Genomic DNA, 16,525 nt, shown 5'->3' on the forward strand with positions numbered 1-16,525 from the left:
GACGCTTCTCCGCATGGATCTTCTCATCGTCGGCTCGGGTTTCTACGGCCTGACCATCGCCGAGCGCGCGGCCGCCGCAGGTCGCAAGGTGACGGTCATCGACCGCCGCCACCACATCGGCGGCAACGCCTACTCCGAGAACGAGCCCGAGACGGGCATCGAGGTGCACCGCTACGGTGCCCACCTCTTCCACACGTCGAACCCGACGGTGTGGGAGTACGTCAACCGCTTCACGCGGTTCACCGACTACGTGCATCGCGTGTACACGACCCACAAGGGCGTCGTGTTCCCGCTGCCGATCAACCTCGGCACGATCAACCAGTTCTTCCAGGCCGCGTACACGCCCGATCAGGCGCGGGCGCTCGTGCACGAGCTCGCCGGCGAGTTCGAGGCCAAGGACGCCACGAACCTCGAGGAGCGCGGGATCGCCCTGATCGGCCGCCCCCTGTACGAGGCGTTCATCCGCGACTACACCGCGAAGCAGTGGCAGACCGACCCCAAAGACCTGCCGGCCGAGGTCATCTCGCGCCTCCCGGTGCGCTACACGTACGACAACCGCTACTTCAACGACACGTGGGAGGGTCTGCCGGTCGACGGCTACACCGCGTGGTTGGAGCGAATGGCCGATCACCCGAACATCGACGTGAAGCTGTCGACCGACTACTTCGACGAGTCGCAGCCGCTGAACAAGAAGGCCACCGTCGGCCAGGTGCCCGTGGTCTACACCGGCCCGGTCGACCGGTACTTCGACTACGCCGAGGGCGAGCTGTCGTGGCGCACGCTCGACTTCGAGCAGGAGGTGCTGCCGATCGGGGACTTCCAGGGCACCAGCGTCATGAACTACGCCGACGCCGACACCCCGTACACGCGCATCCACGAGTTCAAGCACTTCCACCCCGAGCGCGCCGACACCTACCCGACCGACAAGACCGTCATCGTGCGGGAGTACTCCCGCTTCGCCACGCGCGCCGACGAGCCGTACTACCCGGTCAACACGGCCGACGACCGCACCGGTCTGCTCGCGTACCGCGAGCTGACCAAGGGCGAGCGCGACGTGCACTTCGGCGGACGACTGGGCACCTACCAGTACCTCGACATGCACATGGCGATCGGCTCCGCGCTGACGATGTGGAACAACCAGCTCGCGTGACGTCGCCGTGCCTCTGACCCTCGGGTCGCGCACCCGCCCGGCACGCGCCGGACGGGCGGACGAGGGGCGCTGGGCGTATCGGCCCGACATCGACGGGCTGCGTGCCGTGGCCATCCTGCTGGTCGTCTCGTACCACGTGTGGTTCGGACGGGTCTCGGGCGGCGTCGATGTCTTTCTCATGCTCTCGGCGTTCTTCCTCACCCGCGGTTTCGTCCGGCGAATGGCCGGAGATCACCCCGTGCGCCCGATCCGCCACCTGCTGGGAACCTTCCGCCGGCTCCTGCCGGCCGCCGCGGTGACCCTCGTCGGCGTGCTCGCGCTGGTGTGGACGCTGTACCCGCCCACCGCGTGGCGCATGGTGTGGGAGCAGACGTGGGCCTCGCTCGCCTACGTGCAGAACCGGGTGCTCGCGGCGGATGCCGTGGACTACTACGCGCGCACCGAGGTCCCGAGCCCGCTGCAGCACTTCTGGTCGCTGTCGGTGCAGGGGCAGGCGTTCCTGCTGTGGGTCGCGCTGCTGGCGCTGTGCCAGGTGCTCGTCCGTCGCCGGGGGCTGTCACCCGATCGCGTCGTCGGGGTGGTCTTCGGCGCGGTGTTCCTCGTCTCGTTCGTCTACTCGGTCATCCGCACCGCGGCCGCGCAGGAGGCGGCCTACTTCGACACCGGCGCTCGGCTCTGGGAGTTCGCGGCGGGCTCCCTGCTCGTGCTCTTGCTGCCGCACGTGCGCCTGGGCCGGGTGGCGCGCGCCGTCGTGGGGTGGACGGGGCTGGCGGGCCTGCTCGTGCTCGGCATGGTCCTCGATGTCCGCGGCGGTTTCCCGGGCTTCCTCGCGCTATGGCCGGTGCTCTGCGCCGCCGCGATCGTGGTCTCGGGCTCGACCTCCGACGGGGAACGCGATCTCGGTCCCGGGCGGCTGCTGGCATCCCGACCGCTGCGGGCGGTGGGACGCGACGCGTACGCCCTCTACCTCGTGCACTGGCCGATCCTGGTGACCTTCCTCGTCGTGAACGACCGCGTCGAGGTCGGGCTGGTCGGGGGCGCGGGCATCATCGTGCTGTCGCTGCTGCTGGCGCGCGCGCTCACCTGGGCCGTCGACCGCCCGGTCCGGGCGTGGCGGCGTTCCGATCCCTCCGCGCTCGTTCCGATCGCCGTGCTGGCGGTGGCCACCACGGTGGTCGCGGTGCCGGTGGCGAGCTGGCAGATCGCGTCGTGGAGCGAGCAACGCGTGATCGCTGCGCGCGCGGAGGTCGCCAACCCCGGCGCGGCCGTGCTCCGCGACCCGACCCTGCCCCGGACGCCCGCCGACGCGATGCTGCTGCCGCTTCCCACCCTGCTCGACGACGAGTGGACCCAGCTCGAGCAGGTGTGCTCGTCGGACCGGCTCGTCACCGAGCAGATCCTCGAGGGGACGTGCTTCGAGACCGCGGGCACCTCCCGCGCGTCGCGGACCGTCGCCGTCATCGGCGACTCGCACGCCCAGCAGATCACGGCCGCGCTGCTGCCGGTCGCCGACGCGCAGCGCTGGGGCGTGGTGTCGTTGGTGAAGGGCGGATGTTCGATGGGCCTCGACGAGCCGGGGCTCGATCCGACCTGCGACGACTGGCGCGAGGCCGCCATCGCGCACGTCGAGCGGATCGCGCCGGACGCCGTGATGACGGTGGTCACGCGCTCCGACGCCGGCGACGACGACGAGATGGTGCGGGCCGGCATCGAGGGGTTCCTCGACCGCATGGGCGATGCCGGGATCGAGGTCCTCGGCATCCGCGACAACCCGCGGTTCGCCTTCGACATGTTCGGCTGCGTGAACGAGTCCGCCGACCCGCTCGAGTGCGCGGTTCCCCGCTCGGCGTCCCTCGCCGACCGCAACCCGGCCGACGACCTCGATCGACCGGGGCTGAGCCTGGTCGATCTCACCCCGTGGATCTGCCCCGACGACCTCTGCGTCGGTGTCATCGGCAACGTCGCGGTGTACCGCGACGACAACCACCTGACCCGCATGTACGCCCGATCGCTCGGCCCGTCGCTGGCCGAGCAGCTCCCGGCCAGGCTCGGATGAGCGCCCCGCGTAGGATTTCCCCGTGACCCCCGCCGCCGTCGGCGCCCCCGGATCGGCGCGGCGCTCCCTCCACTCGCTGTGGCTGCTGTCGGCGCGCGATCTGCGCGTGCGCTACTCGACCAGCGCGTTGGGATACCTGTGGTCGGTGCTGGATCCCCTCGTGATGAGTGGCATCTACTGGTTCGTCTTCACCCAGGTCTTCCACCGCTCGGTGGGGGAGGAGCCCTACATCGTCTTTCTCATCACGGCCCTGTTGCCGTGGGTGTGGTTCAACTCCGCCGTGACGGATTTCACGAAGGCGTTCAAGAAGGACTCCCGCCTGGTGCGCTCGACATCGATCCCGCGGTGGATCTGGGTGAACCGCATCGTGGTGAGCAAGGGCGTGGAGTTCCTCTTCTCGCTCCCGGTGCTCGTGCTGTTCGCGGTCTTCGGCGGGGCGCAGGTGTCGTGGGCGCTGCTGGCCTTCCCGCTCGCCGTGCTGCTGCAGACGACGCTCCTGGTGGGGCTCGGTCTGATCGTCGCCCCGCTGTGCGTGATGTTCGGCGACCTCGAACGCACCACTCGTCTGGTGCTGCGCGCCCTGTTCTACGCGTCGCCCATCATCTACGGCGTCGGCAACCTCCCCGGCGTCTTCGCGGACATCGCGGCGTTCAACCCGCTCGCGGGGATCTTCACGCTCTACCGCGTCGGGTTCTTCCCCGACCAGTGGGACACCCTCACGGTCGTGGTGGGTGCGGCGGTGAGCCTCGGCATCCTGGGTCTGGGCCTGGTGGTCTTCCCGCGGCTCGAGCGTCCGGTGTTGAAGGAGCTGTGATGGCCGGTCCCGCGATCGACGTCCAGGGATTGGGGGTGCGCTTCCGCCGCAACCGCCGGGGCGGCCGCAGCCTCAAGGACATCTTCGGCGGCGCGGCGCGCCGTTCGCGCCCCGACGAGTTCTGGGCGCTGCGCGACGTGTCGTTCCGGGTGCAGCCGGGGGAGTCGATCGGCGTGGTCGGCCGCAACGGCCAGGGCAAGTCGACGCTGCTCAAACTCGTCGCGGGCGTCCTTCTCCCCGACGAGGGAGGGGTGTCCGTCGACGGCGGGGTCGCGCCGCTCATCGAGATCACCGGGGGCTTCGTCGGCGACCTCACCGTCCGCGAGAACGTGCGGTTGACCGCCGGGTTGCACGGGATGCCACGGGCCGAGGTCTCCCGACGCTTCGACGACATGATCGCCTTCGCCGAGATCGGCGACTTCGTCGACACCCCGTACAAGCACCTGTCGAACGGGATGAAGGTGCGCCTGGCGTTCTCGGTGGTCTCGCAGCTCGACGAGCCGATCCTGCTGGTCGACGAGGTGCTCGCCGTCGGCGACCGGTCGTTCCGCGAGAAGTGCTATCGCCGCATCGACGAGTTGCTCGCCGAGGGGCGCACCCTGTTCTTCGTCAGCCACAACGAGAAGGACCTGCGCCGGTTCTGCACGCGGGGGCTCTACCTCGACGGCGGCGAGCTGAAGCTCGACGCCCCGATCGCCGAGGTGCTCGACCGGTACAACGCCGACTACGCGACGGGCTGAGCGGGCTCCAGGGGAGGCATCGGCTTCCACGACGCGTCGCGGGTGATGCGGCGCCCGTCGCGGAGGCCGCGGAACAGGTGGCTCGTGCCGCGGAGCTTGCGCTCCACCACCACGAGGCGGATCAGTTCCTTCACGAAGGTCAGGGTGGTCCCCGCGCTGAACGGCAGGGCCCGGTAGACGCCGAGCTGGCGGTAGTACTTCTGCAGATACGCGCGGTTGCGCATGATGTAGTACCGGTACGCGTCGCTGGAGGCGTTCATGTGGCGGATGCCCATGTCCCACTGCTTGATCTCGCGGGTGCGGCGCAGCACGAACTCGTTCACGATCACCGAGGGCGTCTGGCGGGAGGCGAGCCACCCGTAGAGCTGGTCGTCCCAGTAGATGAAGAAGCGGGGATCGGGCAGGCCGATCTTCGCGACGATGTCGCGGTGGATGAACATCCCCTCGAAGCAGCCCGAGTTCATCGGTTTGAAGCCGGACTCGTCGAAGCCGGCGGGGGCGAAGGGGATGGGGATCGCCATCGACTCGGCGACGCGGTACTGCCAGTAGAACTCGCTGCCGTCGTAGTCGTAGCGCCGCCCCTGGATACTGCGGAATCGCGGTGCCCACCGGCCCATGCGGGCGAGACCGTCGGAGACGACCTCGACGTCGTCGTCCATGAGCCAGATCCACTCGGATCCGAGCTCGTACGCGACGCGCATGCCCTCGCTGAAGCCGCCGGAGCCACCGGTGTTCGTGTCGAGTCGCCGGTACACCAGCTCGGTGGGGAGGCGGTCCCGGAACGATTCGACGACGGCGGTCGTGTCATCGGTCGAGGCGTTGTCGATGACGACGAGGTGGCCGGGCGCCGGCTCCATCTGCGTGATGCTCTCGAGCAGGCGCGTCAGCAGGTGCGTGCGGTTGTAGGTGACGACGACGATCGTCGCCGTGGCCGGGTCGAACGCGTTCACGAGCGCTCCTCGAAGGTCGCGCGCCACTGGGCCTCGGAGACGAGGTCGGGAAGAGCCCGGCGGTACTGGGCGGACAGGCGGGGCCACTCGCGCTGCAGGCGTCGGTGCAGGCGCACGCTGTCGACGAGCATGCGGCGGAACTGAGCGCGATCGCGGGTGTAGATGTTCTTGCCCGAGCCGTCGGCGGCGCTCACGAGCGCGCTGTCGTACGTCGGGATGCGCCACCAGTGCGCGTCGTTCTTGCCGAACTCGACCTCGGGCTGGTCGACGTTGGCCGGATCGGGGGTGTGGAACCAGTGCGAGAGCAGGGTGCGCACGGTGAAGGTGCGCAGGGCGAGGCCGCGCGGGCTGTCGAACTCGTGCTTCTTCAGACGCTTGAACACCTGCCGGCCGCGACGGGCCCGCAGCGGAACGCCCGAGTCCTTGTGGACGACGGTCTCGGGGTGCTTCCGGGCGACGGCGCGGGCGTCGGGCATGGCGGTGGCCAGACCCGCGCGCATGTGCTCGGGGCCCGACAGGATGTCGCGCAGTGCCCGGTGCCGGAGTTCCACCGGGTAGTACTGCATCATCATGAGGTGCTTCAGATCGACACGTCGACTGTGGCGGATGAGGGTTCCGCCCAGCGGTGAGCGGGAGTGCAGTAGGGCCGCGACGATGCGGTTGCGGGCGTGGAAGTACGCCTGCCAGTCGATGGAATCGTCCTTGCCGATCCACGACACGTGCCACAACGCCACACCCGGCATCGACACGGTCGGGTACCCGGCATCCCGAGCCCGCACGCAGAACTCGGCGTCGTCCCACTTGATGAACGCAGGCAGCGACAGGCCGATGTCGCGCAGGATGCTCGTGGGGATGAGGCACATCCACCAGCCGTTGTAGTCGGCGTCGAGGCGCATGTGCAGCATGGGGCTCTGGCGCAGGTTGGCGACGCTGAAGTCGTGAGGGAGGCGCTCCTGGTAGAGCGCCCGCCACATGAAGGGGGCGTCGTCGACGACCTCGGCCCACGCGTGCAGCTTCGGGCGGTCGAGCAGATCGAACATGTGCGCGCCGACGATCGTGGGAACCGAGGCGTAGCGGCCGAACACCACCGAGCGGCGGATGGATTCCGGCTCGATGCGCACGTCGTCGTCGAGCAGCTGCACGAAGTCGCTGCCCGAGCGGGCGAGGGTCTCGACCATGGCCCGGGCGAACCCGCCCGACCCGCCGAGGTTGGGCTGACGCAGCACCTGCAGGGTCTCACCCAGGCGTTCCGCCACCGCGGGGTAGGCGTCCTGATCCTCGACGAGGTCGGTGCCCTGGTCGATGATGAACACGCGGTCGACGACGTCGAGCACGTCGGGGGCGTCGGCGAGGGCCTGGAGCGTCTCGACACAGTAGTCGGGCTTGTTGTAGGTCGTGACGCCGATGCTGGCCTTGCCGCCGCGCGCCGGCTCCTGCTCGGTGGTCCACTCGGCGCCCTCGAACATCGCGTCCGCGCGATCGGCGGCGACGTCGAACCAGATCCACCCGCCGTCGCTGTACTGGTCGAGCACGAGGTCGAACGAGGTCGCGACCTCGTCGCCCTTCACCTCGCGGGTCTCGATGCGCTGCTTCGTGCCGCTGCCGTTGGAGCGGTACACCAGGATCGTGGCGTTGCCCGAGGTGTGCACGGTCAGGCGCACCTGGCGGACGGCCGTCCAGTGCTGCCAGTACGAGGCGGGGAAGGCGTTGAAGTACGTGCCGAACGACACGCGGCGCCCCGCGACGATGCGGGCGCGGTGGCGGTCGAGGATGTTGCTGAGCTGGGCGACGTTCGTGACGCGCACGGGCTCTTCGTCGATCGTCGACCAGGTCTCGGGGTCGACGTACAGCGGGAGAAGGTCGGGGTCGCGATCGAGCGGAAGCACGGCGTTCTGCAGGGTGTACGTCACGAAGAGGTCTTTCGTTCAGGGGCCGCGGCCGCGGGCGGCCAGCCAGCCAGCGGGAAGTCTACCCGGCGCGTCGCGGGCCGTCCTGAGCGTCGGCGTCGCCGTCGGTCCCGTCGCCGGCGTCGTCGGCGCGGATGGTGCGCGGGCCCGCCGCGGGGTTCTCGCCGGCCGCAGCGCCCGGCGGTGCGGCGGCGGCCATGCGCTGGTCGAGCTGCTCGCGCCACGAGCGGGACTGCCCCGCCCGCACCGCGCACAGCGCGAGCAGCAGCCACCCGGCCCCCGTCAGCGTGAAGCTCTCGAACACCGAGACGGTGAGCAGGGCGACCAGCGTCAACGGGGCCCACGCGTGCACGACCGCGCGGCGGGAGCCCGCGACGAGCCACCCGCGGGCCAGGCCGAGGCCGCCGAGGGCGCCGAAGAGCAGCAGCCCCACCCACCCGAGCTGCAGCAGCACGTCGAGGAAGGCGCTGAGCGCGGAGGCATGCCACGCGCCGAGCGCCAGGGTGATCAGGTCGAACGGCACGATGCCGGGTACCCACGCCCCGAACCAGCCGAACCCCTGCACCGGACGCAGCTCGGCCACGTCGAGCACGCGCACCCACAGATCGGTGCGCAGCGACAGATCGGCGCTCGCGCCGAGCGCGGCGACGAGGGGAGCGCGCAGCGCGAAGACCGCCCCCGTCGCGACGACGACGCCCGCGCCCAGCAGCGTCTGCGCCGAGCGACGGCGAGCGGCAGGAACGCGTCGCACGGCCCACAGGGCGCCCGCGGCCAGCCCGGTCACGGCGGCGACGACGATGACGGTGGGCGAGCCGCTGAGCGCCGCGAGCACGCCGCCGAGCAGCACCGAGCCGATCGCGACCCCGGTCCCGACCGAGCGGGTGCGCCACTCCACGAGGAAGGTGATCAGGGCCACGACCGTGACGAAACCGAGGGCGTTGCGCGTTCCGAACACGCCCTGCACGGGGCCCAGGTCGGCGATCGCCCCCTGGATCTGCAGGAAGGGGATCGGAAGATCCAGCAGGATGCCGCTGAGCACCTCGAGCGCGAGCGACAGGCCCAGCAGCCATCGCAGCACGTCGCCGAGCGCCCGCACCGTCTGCACCGCGTCGCGCACGAGTCCGATGACCACCGCGAGGAACGCCAGCGCGGCGAAGGAGAGCCATCCGCCGAGCGCCTCGGCGGGGGCCGTGCTCCAGAACACGCTCGCTCCCGCCCAGGCGACGAGCAGCACGAGCGTCGTGGGAGCCAGGCGCACGAGGTCGATCTCGTCGCGCCGGGCCCAGAGGATCGCGCCGCCGAGGGCGCAGAGCCCCGCGAACACCGTCGCGATCGTCACCGACCCGGCGACCGCCGCGATCGCGAAGCCGCCGAAGGCGGCGGCGAACACCGCGAGGGTGAAGGCACGGGCCAGGGCCGGGGAGGCGAGCAGGGGGAGCGGCGCGGCCGGCGCCGAGGTCACGGCGCGGGTCTCTGCAGCTCGCCGCGTTCGATCGACAGGCTCTGCTCGCTGGGGCCGACCCCCACGAGCGGCGTCTGCTTGATCTTCGCGCCGAAGAGCACGACGAACATCCATCCCCACAGCAGCAGCGGCCCGGATTCGGTCAGGCCGAGCACGACCAGCAGTGCTCCGATCAGGGTCGGGAGCAGTGTGAGGGGCGAGTGCGGGCGATCGGCGCGCAGGTCCCACCGCGGTCGATCGACGGCGAAGAACCACGAGCGCCAGACGTACGCGAGGTACACCAGCGCGAGCAGCAGGACGCCGATGCCCCCCAGCTGCAGATACGCGTCGAACCACATGCTGTGCGCCTGCACGACGGTCTGCCCGTGGTCGACGATCCAGCCGTCGATGAGCGGTTCCGAGGCGATCCAGGGCGTCGAGAAGCCCCACCCGACGATCGGGTGCTGGTCGGCGCGCGCCACGACGTCGGCCCAGATGCCCTCGCGGCCCGTGAGGTCTGCGCCGCGGCCGAGAAGCCCGAACAGGGCGTCGCGGCCGAACCACAGCGCGGCGCCCGCGCCGAGCCCGACGGCGGCGTACAGCAGGTACCACCGCGTGCGTTCGCCGGGGCGACGGGCGGTGCGCATCACCAGCACCGTGCCGAGCACGAGGGCGACGAAGGCCGCCGCGATGAAGGCCGTCGCCGACCCGGCACGGACGAAGAGGAAGGCGGCGACCGCCATCCAGCCGATGAGCAGCGTGCGGCGGGGGGCGCCGGCGGCGAGGCGCACCGCGAAGACGATGAGGGCGACGAGCATGACCGCGGCCAGCAGGTTGGCGTTGCCGAACACGCCCTGGATGCGACCGCCGTCGAAGAGGTTGTCGCGCGACCAGTAGACGATCGGATCGACCCGTTCCGAGGGCACGACGAAGCCGGGCAGCAGCGGGCCGCGCACGAACACCGAGACCACGACCTCGAACAGCAGCGACAGGCCCACGATCCATTTGGCGGCCGACGCGACCGCCCGCACGACGTCGCGCCAGGTGAGCACGGCGCCGATGAACAGCGCCTGGAAGGTCGTGATGGCCAGCAGCAGCCACGTGAGCACGGATGCCGCGGGCCACGCGCTCCACGAAATCGAGGCCGCCGCCCAGGCGACGTATCCGAAGGCGAGCCAGGGCAGGCGGCGCACCGCCACCGGGGGACGCACCACGATCCACACGATCGCCGAGACCACGGCGGAGCAGGCGACGACGATCGCGGCGACGAGGGGGCCGACCGCGTTGACGAGCCCGACGCCACCCAGGGCGAGCACGAGCACGAGCACGCACCAGGCGCGCAGCAGCAGGTGCCCGGTCGTCTCGCGCGGCGGTGCCGTCGGCAGCGCCGACACGGGGTGATTCGTGTACATCGCCATGGTGTGTTCAGGGTACCGGTCGGCATCCGGGGGCGCGGGGTGCTGCCACTATGCTGACGCCCGTGCTTGTTGCGATCTCGAACACGCCCCGCGACTACGCCTGGGGCAGCCCGACGCTCATCGCCGACCTCGAGGGCCGCGAGCCCACCGGCGCCCCCGAGGCCGAGGTGTGGTTCGGCGACCACCCGGGCTCGCCCGCCGAGGTGCACGACGGCTCCGACCGCACGCTCGACGCCTGGCTCCCGGCCGAGGCGGCGGGGCACGGTGTCCCGGCGAAGCTCCCGTACCTGCTCAAGCTGCTCGCCGCCGGCGCGCCCCTGTCGATCCAGGTGCACCCCTCGAAGGATCAGGCCGTCGAGGGCTTCGCCCGCGAAGAGGCCGCCGGCGTTCCCCGCGACGCGGGGTCGCGCAACTACAAGGACGACAACCACAAGCCCGAGGTCATCGTCGCCCTCAGCGACACGTTCACCGCTCTGGCGGGCCTGCGCGACATCGCGCGCACCCGGGCCCTGGTCGCAGCCCTCGGCGACGCGCCCGCGGTGACGGCGCTGCGCGAGCGCCTGGCCGCCGACGATGCGAGCGCGGCCCTGCGCTCGACGATCGGCTGGCTGCTGGGAGACGCCGATGCGGCGGAGATCGCCGAGATCGTCGACGCCGCGGCCGCGGCCGCGGCCCACTCCGACGAGTTCGCCGCCGAGCTGGCGTTGGCGGGCTCGCTCCACTCGGCGTACCCGGCCGACCCGGGCATCGTGGTGGCGCTGCTGATGAACCTCGTCGAACTGCGCCGCGGCGAGGCGATCTTCGTGCCCGCCGGCGTGCTGCACGCGTACGTCGCGGGTCTCGGCGTGGAGATCATGGCCGCCAGCGACAACGTGCTGCGCGGGGGGCTGACCCCCAAGCACATCGACGTCGCGGAGCTGCTCTCGCTCGTCGACTTCCGTCCGGCCGAGCCGCCGTTCCTGCCTCCGACCGTCGCGGACGGTGTCGAGGTGTTCGCCCCGGGGATCGCGGACTTCGCCCTCGGACACCTCCTGCCCGGCGCCGCGGCGCCGCTGGAGCTGCGCGGGGTGGCGATCGCCCTGGGTATCTCGGGTGAGACGGTGCTCACCGGCGCTGCCGGCGGCACGGTGACCCTGACGGCGGGTCAGGCGGCGCTCATCACGCCCGACGAGTCGCCGGTCTCGACGGACGGCGGCGGCGAGGTCTTCGTCGCGATGCCCGGAGCCTGACGACCCGACACGCCGTGGCGCGTCGTGAAGGTTCATCTCGGCCTTGAGGGTTTACGATCCGCGACTTGACCAAATCGAATGACACGGGTGTAATTACTTATGCGCGGCACCGCGCGTCACGGGGTTCGAACCAGGCGGAGGACGATATGGCGACATCGCAGTACCGGTCCGGTGTCCCGGACAACTGGTTCGTCGATCCGGTCGATCTCGGTGTTCCCGGAGTCCGTCGTGACATCGACTCCGCCGAAGAGAACACCCTCTCGTGGCAGACCGATGCGCTGTGCTCGCAGACCGATCCCGAGGCGTTCTTCCCCGAGAAGGGCGGCTCGACGCGTGACGCCAAGCGCATCTGCACCTCGTGCGACGTGAAGTCCGAGTGCCTCGAATACGCGCTGCAGAACGACGAGCGCTTCGGCATCTGGGGCGGTCTCAGCGAGCGCGAGCGCCGCAAACTCAAGCGCCGCGCCTGATCTCCGGCCGGCTTCACCCGCAACCGAGCGATCCCGTCGCCGACGGCGCGGCGTGCGTCATCGCGCAGGACCGCGCTTAGGCTGATCCGCGTCATGCCCGCTCGTGTACACGCCATCCTCGTCGTCCGCCCCGAAGGACGCACTCCCGCCGCGAACCATCTGCAGCGGACGCTCGCCGCGCTCGCCGCGCAAACGCGTCCCGTCGACGCCCTCACCATCGTGCTGTGCGGCGCCGATCCGGCACTGACCCAGCTCGCCGCCACCTCGGGCGCCGAGGGCGTGATCACCGCCCCCGCGGGAACCTCCTTCGCCGCCGCGACCGCACTCGCGACCCCACGCCTCACCGGTGACGCGGTGTGGCTGCTCGCGCAGGACACCGCGCCCGACCCCGACGCCCTCGTGCGACTAGCCGGTGCCCTCGAGCTGTCGCCCTCGCTCGTGGTCGCCGCCCCCAAGCTCGTGGCGTGGGACGAGCGCGACATGATCCTCTCGCTCGGCGTCAGCATGAACCACTACGGCAGCACCGTCGAGCTCGCCGCGGGCGAACTCGACCAGGGCCAGCACGACGGCGACGCCGACGTGCTCGGCACCGACGTGCGCGGCGTGCTCGTCCGACGCGACGCGTGGACCTCGCTCGGGGGCCTGGATCCCGCCCTGGGCGGCGCCGACGAGGGGCTCGACCTGGGCGTGCGCGCCCGCCTCGCCGGCACCCTCGTCTCGGTCGTGCCCGCGGCCCGCGTCGCGGTCGCCGGTGACGGTGTCGCGGCGATGGCCCGCGGCCGTCGACGGGCCCGACGACGCGCCTTCGCCACGCGCACCGCGCAGTTGCACCGTCGTCTCGCCTACGCACCGGCGCCCGCGGTGCCCCTGCACTGGTTGTCGTTCCTGCCGTTGGCGCTCTGGCGCACCGTGCTGCACCTCGTGACGAAGATGCCCTACCGGGTCCTTCCCGAGTGGGGCGCGACCCTGCTGGTCATGGCCCGGGTGGCCGCGGTCGCCCGCGCTCGCCGCCGCATCCGAGCCGTCCGCACGGTGGGGTGGTCGCGCATCGCCCCCCTGCGGGTCTCCCGTGCAGAGATGCGCCTGCGGTGGGAGGGTGACGGGGCCGACCCCGACGCCCCCGTGCGCTCGGAGCTGCGCTTCTTCGTCGGCGGGGGCGCGTGGACGGTCCTCGGCGCCCTCGCGGTGTCGGCGGCGCTGTTCGCCCCCCTCCTCGCCTGGCCGGTGCTCGGCGGGGGCGCCCTCGTGCCGCTGCGGGCCAACATCGCCCAGCTCTGGCAGGACGCCGCCTGGGGAGCGCGCCCCCTGGGCCTGGATGCCGTGGGCCCCGCCGATCCGTTCTCGGCCCTCGTCGCGCTGATCGGCACCCTGTCGCCCGGCGACCCCTCGCGGGCCTTCGTGGTGCTGTGGGTGCTGGCCCTGCCGCTCGCCGTGCTCGGCGCGTGGTTCGCCGCCACGCGCGTGACCGAGTCGTCGCTGCTGCGCATCACGGCCGCCCTCGCCTGGGCGCTCGCCCCGACGTTCCTCGCCTCGCTCGTCGAGGGTCGCCCGGCCGGGGTGCTGCTGCACCTGCTGCTGCCGTGGCTGTTCTACGCCGCGAGCGTCGCCCACCGTTCGTGGGCGCCCGCCGGGGCGGCATCCGTTCTGCTGGTGGGCGTGCTCGCGTGCGCCCCCTCGCTCGCTCCGGCCGTGGTCGTGCTCTGGTCGGCGGCCCTGGTCGTCGTGGCCCTCGTCGCCGGTCGCGGCGTGGCGCGCGTGGTCTGGCTGCTGGTGCCCTCGATCGTCGTGTTCGCGCCGCTGGTGTGGACGCAGGTGCGCACGGGCAATGTCTGGGGCCTGCTCGCCGACCCCGGCGTGCCCTACGCCGGCGCCGAGGTCCCGTCCGATCCCCTCGGGCGGGCGCTCCTGGCCGTCGGCTTCCCCACCTCCGACCCCGGCGGGTGGGCGTCGCTCACCGGCGGTCCCGTCTGGTGGGTGGGTCTTCTCGTGGCCCCGTTGGCGGTCCTCGCCGTGCTGTCGGTGCTCACCCCGCGGTGGGTCACCGGCTCCGCTCTGATCGTGGTCACCGCCGCCGGGCTGGCCACCGCCTTCGCCGCCGTCGGCGTGGCCGTCTCGTTCGATCACGCCGTCGCGGTGCCGCTCTGGCCCGGCGCCGGCCTGAGCCTGGCGTGGGTGGGGGTGGTCGGTGCGGCGGTCGTCGCGCTCGACGCCGGCATCGTGCCCCGCGTCTCGGCGCTGCGACCGATCGGCGCCCTGGTGGTGCTCGCCGCGCTGCTTGTCGCCGTCGCGCCCGCCCTGACGGCGCAGACGGGTAACGGCGACTCCGGGCGCTCCGTCGTGACCAACGGTCCCGTCTCGACCCTGCCGGCCTTCGTCGCCGCCGAGGGGCGCGGATCCACCGACGTCGGGACCATCGTGCTCGACCCGCGCGCCGACGGGCTGCGGGTCGACGTCGTCTGGGGCGGAAGCGCGACGTTGTCGGGGCAGAGCACCGTGCAGTCCACGCGCACGACCCCCGGCCCGGGCGACGTCGAGCTCGCCGCCCTCGCGGCGGATCTCGTATCGCCCTCGGCCGACGACGTCGTCTCGCGGCTGGCCGCACGCGGCATCGGTTTCGTGCTGCTGGAATCCGCGCCCGCGGGGGAGGACGACGTCATCCGCGGGGCGCGCCTGGGGGCGGCCACCTCGCTCGATCAGCGCGACCTGCTCGACCCGGTCGGGGCGACCTCCCGGGGCGACCTGTGGCGCGTCAACGCCCCGCTGCAGCCGCGCGCCGAGATAGACGCCCACCAGGTCGCCCTGCAACGGCTGGTGACGTTCGGATCGATCGGCGTGCTGCTGGTCGCCCTGCTGCTCGCCGTTCCCACCGCCGCGTCGCGCCGCGTCGCGCGCCGCACGCCGCGCATCGTCGGCCCGACACCGGGAGGATCCCGATGAGCAACCGTCGCTTGGCCCGCGTGGCGGCCACCAGCGCCCGCGTCGTGGCCGGCGCCGCCGTCGCCACGGCGGCGGTGGTGGGAACCGTGGTCGGCATCGCCGCCCCCTGGCCCGAGTACACAGCCACTCCCGTGCGTGTGGAGGCGACGCCCGCTCCCTCCGACACCGTGCTCGCGTGCGACGGCCCCCTGCTCGCCCTGGGGCGCAGCGCCGACGCCGCCGGAAACCTCAGCGCCGCCGCCGCCCAGCAGGTCGTCAGCGGACCCGCCGACAGTGCCGCGGCGGTCACCACGCTCACCGGTGCCACGGCCGACGCCTCCGGCGACGCCGAGGCCCTCCGCGCGGCACCGCTCGACGAGACGCAGACCCCTCTGGCCGCCGCGGGGTCGGCGACCGCCGTCTCGGACGATCTGACCGGGTTCGCGGCATCCGCGTGCCGCGCCCCCCTCGCGGAGTCGTGGTTGGTCGGAGGCGCGACGACCACCGGCGCGAACGACCTGGTCGTGCTCGCCAACCCCGGCGAGGTTCCCGCGACGGTGCAGCTGTCGGTCTACGGAGCGCAGGGCGTGTCGACGCCTCCCGGCGGGCGCAACCTCGTCGTGCCCCCCGCCGGTCGCCGCGTGGTGCCCCTGGCGGGGCTCCTGCTGGGCGAGGAGAGCCCGGTCGTGCGCGTGGTCGCCTCGGGCGCTCCGGTGCACGCGTCGCTGCAGTCTGCCCTCACCCGCGTGCTGCTGCCCGGCGGGAGCGACCAGGTCGCGCCGATCGCGCAGGCCGACACGCGGCTGGTGATCCCGGGCGTCGAGGTGCTCACCACCGGTCAGGGGCAGGCCGGCACGGTGCTGCGTCTGCTGTCGCCCGGCGCCGACGCCACCGCCAGGGTGACCCTGTCGCCGCTGGACGCCGCGGTCGCCGCCCCCGCTCCGAGTCAGGTTCCGCTGAGTGTCGGCAAACCCACCTCGCTCGACCTGTCGGGTCTGGCCGCCGGCGCGTACACCGTCGAGGTCGACGCCTCGGCTCCGGTCGTGGGCGCGACGTGGTCGACCACGGGATTCGGCGAGGGCGACGACTTCGCCTGGTACTCCCCGGCACCGCGCTTCATCTCGGCGAGCACCATCGCCGTGGCTCCCGGCGTGGGCGCCGCGGTCGTGCTGACCGCCGAAGCCCAAGACGTCACGGTGACCCTCGCCCCGACCGACGGGGGAGCGCCGATCGTGGCGACGGTCGCCGCGGGAACGAGCGTCGCGGTCCCCGCGGCGGCGGGTGCCTATCGTCTCGAGACGAGCGCCGCGGTGCATGCCGCGGTGACCTACTCGGGAGCGGGCGCGCTCGCGTCGTACCCGCTGTGGCCGGCGGATGCCGCCGCTTCGGCGCTGACGATCCTGCCCTGACGCGTCGCCGCGACGTCGCGCCCGT

Annotated in this window: 12 protein-coding genes; 8 read left to right on the forward strand and 4 right to left on the reverse strand. The window is 72.2% G+C overall.

Translation table 11 applies throughout. From position 1 onward, the window contains the following. Positions 1 to 13 precede the first annotated feature (13 nt). The 4 genes from glf to IFU19_RS09895 are packed head-to-tail and all read left to right on the forward strand — an operon-like array spanning position 14 to position 4,760. Positions 14 to 1,150 (forward strand): UDP-galactopyranose mutase, encoded by a 1,137-nt coding sequence (gene glf, locus IFU19_RS09880; protein ID WP_055834508.1) that lies wholly within the window; start codon positions 14 to 16, stop codon positions 1,148 to 1,150. Between the two features lie 7 nt (positions 1,151 to 1,157). Beyond that, the gene (locus IFU19_RS09885; protein WP_192013563.1) at positions 1,158 to 3,206 is read left to right on the forward strand and encodes an SGNH hydrolase domain-containing protein; all 2,049 of its coding nucleotides are present in this window, start codon (positions 1,158 to 1,160) and stop codon (positions 3,204 to 3,206) included. Between the two features lie 22 nt (positions 3,207 to 3,228). After that, complete coding sequence (locus IFU19_RS09890) at positions 3,229 to 4,020, forward strand: ABC transporter permease (RefSeq protein ID WP_055834512.1); 792 nt, start codon at positions 3,229 to 3,231, stop codon at positions 4,018 to 4,020. Further along, positions 4,020 to 4,760, forward strand: coding sequence for an ABC transporter ATP-binding protein (locus IFU19_RS09895; RefSeq protein WP_191915203.1), 741 nt, complete (start codon positions 4,020 to 4,022; stop codon positions 4,758 to 4,760). Before IFU19_RS09890 ends, IFU19_RS09895 begins: the two co-directional genes overlap by 1 nt. On the opposite strand, the gene IFU19_RS09900 is transcribed toward IFU19_RS09895, so the two are convergent. Genes IFU19_RS09900 through IFU19_RS09915 form a run of 4 tightly spaced genes read right to left on the reverse strand, consistent with a single transcriptional unit; the run spans position 4,745 to position 10,476 of the window. After that, a complete protein-coding gene (locus tag IFU19_RS09900; RefSeq protein WP_055936635.1) occupies positions 4,745 to 5,710 on the reverse strand; it encodes a glycosyltransferase family 2 protein in 966 nt (321 codons plus the stop codon). The two genes, IFU19_RS09895 and IFU19_RS09900, sit on opposite strands and share 16 nt — an antisense overlap. Beyond that, positions 5,707 to 7,620 carry a glycosyltransferase gene (locus IFU19_RS09905; protein WP_055834521.1) on the reverse strand — a complete coding sequence of 638 codons (1,914 nt, stop codon included), beginning with the start codon at positions 7,618 to 7,620 and terminating at the stop codon, positions 5,707 to 5,709. Before IFU19_RS09905 ends, IFU19_RS09900 begins: the two co-directional genes overlap by 4 nt. Positions 7,621 to 7,678: 58 nt before the next feature. Further along, on the reverse strand, positions 7,679 to 9,079 hold the full coding sequence (locus IFU19_RS09910; protein WP_192013565.1) for an O-antigen ligase family protein: 1,401 nt from the start codon (positions 9,077 to 9,079) through the stop codon (positions 7,679 to 7,681). Further along, on the reverse strand, positions 9,076 to 10,476 hold the full coding sequence (locus IFU19_RS09915; RefSeq protein WP_055834525.1) for an O-antigen ligase family protein: 1,401 nt from the start codon (positions 10,474 to 10,476) through the stop codon (positions 9,076 to 9,078). Before IFU19_RS09915 ends, IFU19_RS09910 begins: the two co-directional genes overlap by 4 nt. A 62-nt stretch (positions 10,477 to 10,538) precedes the next feature. Here IFU19_RS09915 and manA point away from each other — a divergent pair, with 62 nt between their 5' ends. The 4 genes from manA to IFU19_RS09935 all read left to right on the forward strand — a co-directional run bounded on the left by manA (position 10,539) and on the right by IFU19_RS09935 (position 16,500). Beyond that, entirely contained in the window at positions 10,539 to 11,705 is a 1,167-nt protein-coding gene (gene manA, locus IFU19_RS09920) for a mannose-6-phosphate isomerase, class I (RefSeq protein WP_192013566.1), read from the forward strand. A gap of 146 nt (positions 11,706 to 11,851) precedes the next feature. Continuing rightward, positions 11,852 to 12,175, forward strand: coding sequence for a WhiB family transcriptional regulator (locus tag IFU19_RS09925; protein WP_191915206.1), 324 nt, complete (start codon positions 11,852 to 11,854; stop codon positions 12,173 to 12,175). A gap of 93 nt (positions 12,176 to 12,268) precedes the next feature. Next, entirely contained in the window at positions 12,269 to 15,112 is a 2,844-nt protein-coding gene (locus IFU19_RS09930; protein WP_191915207.1) for a glycosyltransferase, read from the forward strand. Further along, the gene (locus tag IFU19_RS09935; protein ID WP_191915208.1) at positions 15,109 to 16,500 is read left to right on the forward strand and encodes a DUF5719 family protein; all 1,392 of its coding nucleotides are present in this window, start codon (positions 15,109 to 15,111) and stop codon (positions 16,498 to 16,500) included. The genes IFU19_RS09930 and IFU19_RS09935 overlap by 4 nt, the downstream gene beginning before the upstream one ends. Positions 16,501 to 16,525: the final 25 nt, after the last annotated feature.

It is taken from the genome of Microbacterium sp. CFBP 8794, from assembly GCF_014841235.1.
Lineage (GTDB): Bacteria > Actinomycetota > Actinomycetes > Actinomycetales > Microbacteriaceae > Microbacterium.

Excerpts from the sequence above, each read along its gene's own strand:
- glf (WP_055834508.1), top strand. The coding sequence starts at position 14 with ATGGATCTTCTCATCGTCGGCTCGGGTTTCTACGGCCTGACCATCGCC.
- IFU19_RS09895 (WP_191915203.1), top strand. The coding sequence starts at position 4,020 with ATGGCCGGTCCCGCGATCGACGTCCAGGGATTGGGGGTGCGCTTCCGC.
- IFU19_RS09915 (WP_055834525.1), bottom strand. The coding sequence starts at position 10,476 with ATGGCGATGTACACGAATCACCCCGTGTCGGCGCTGCCGACGGCACCG.
- IFU19_RS09925 (WP_191915206.1), top strand. The coding sequence starts at position 11,852 with ATGGCGACATCGCAGTACCGGTCCGGTGTCCCGGACAACTGGTTCGTC.
- IFU19_RS09930 (WP_191915207.1), top strand. The coding sequence starts at position 12,269 with ATGCCCGCTCGTGTACACGCCATCCTCGTCGTCCGCCCCGAAGGACGC.
- IFU19_RS09935 (WP_191915208.1), top strand. The coding sequence starts at position 15,109 with ATGAGCAACCGTCGCTTGGCCCGCGTGGCGGCCACCAGCGCCCGCGTC.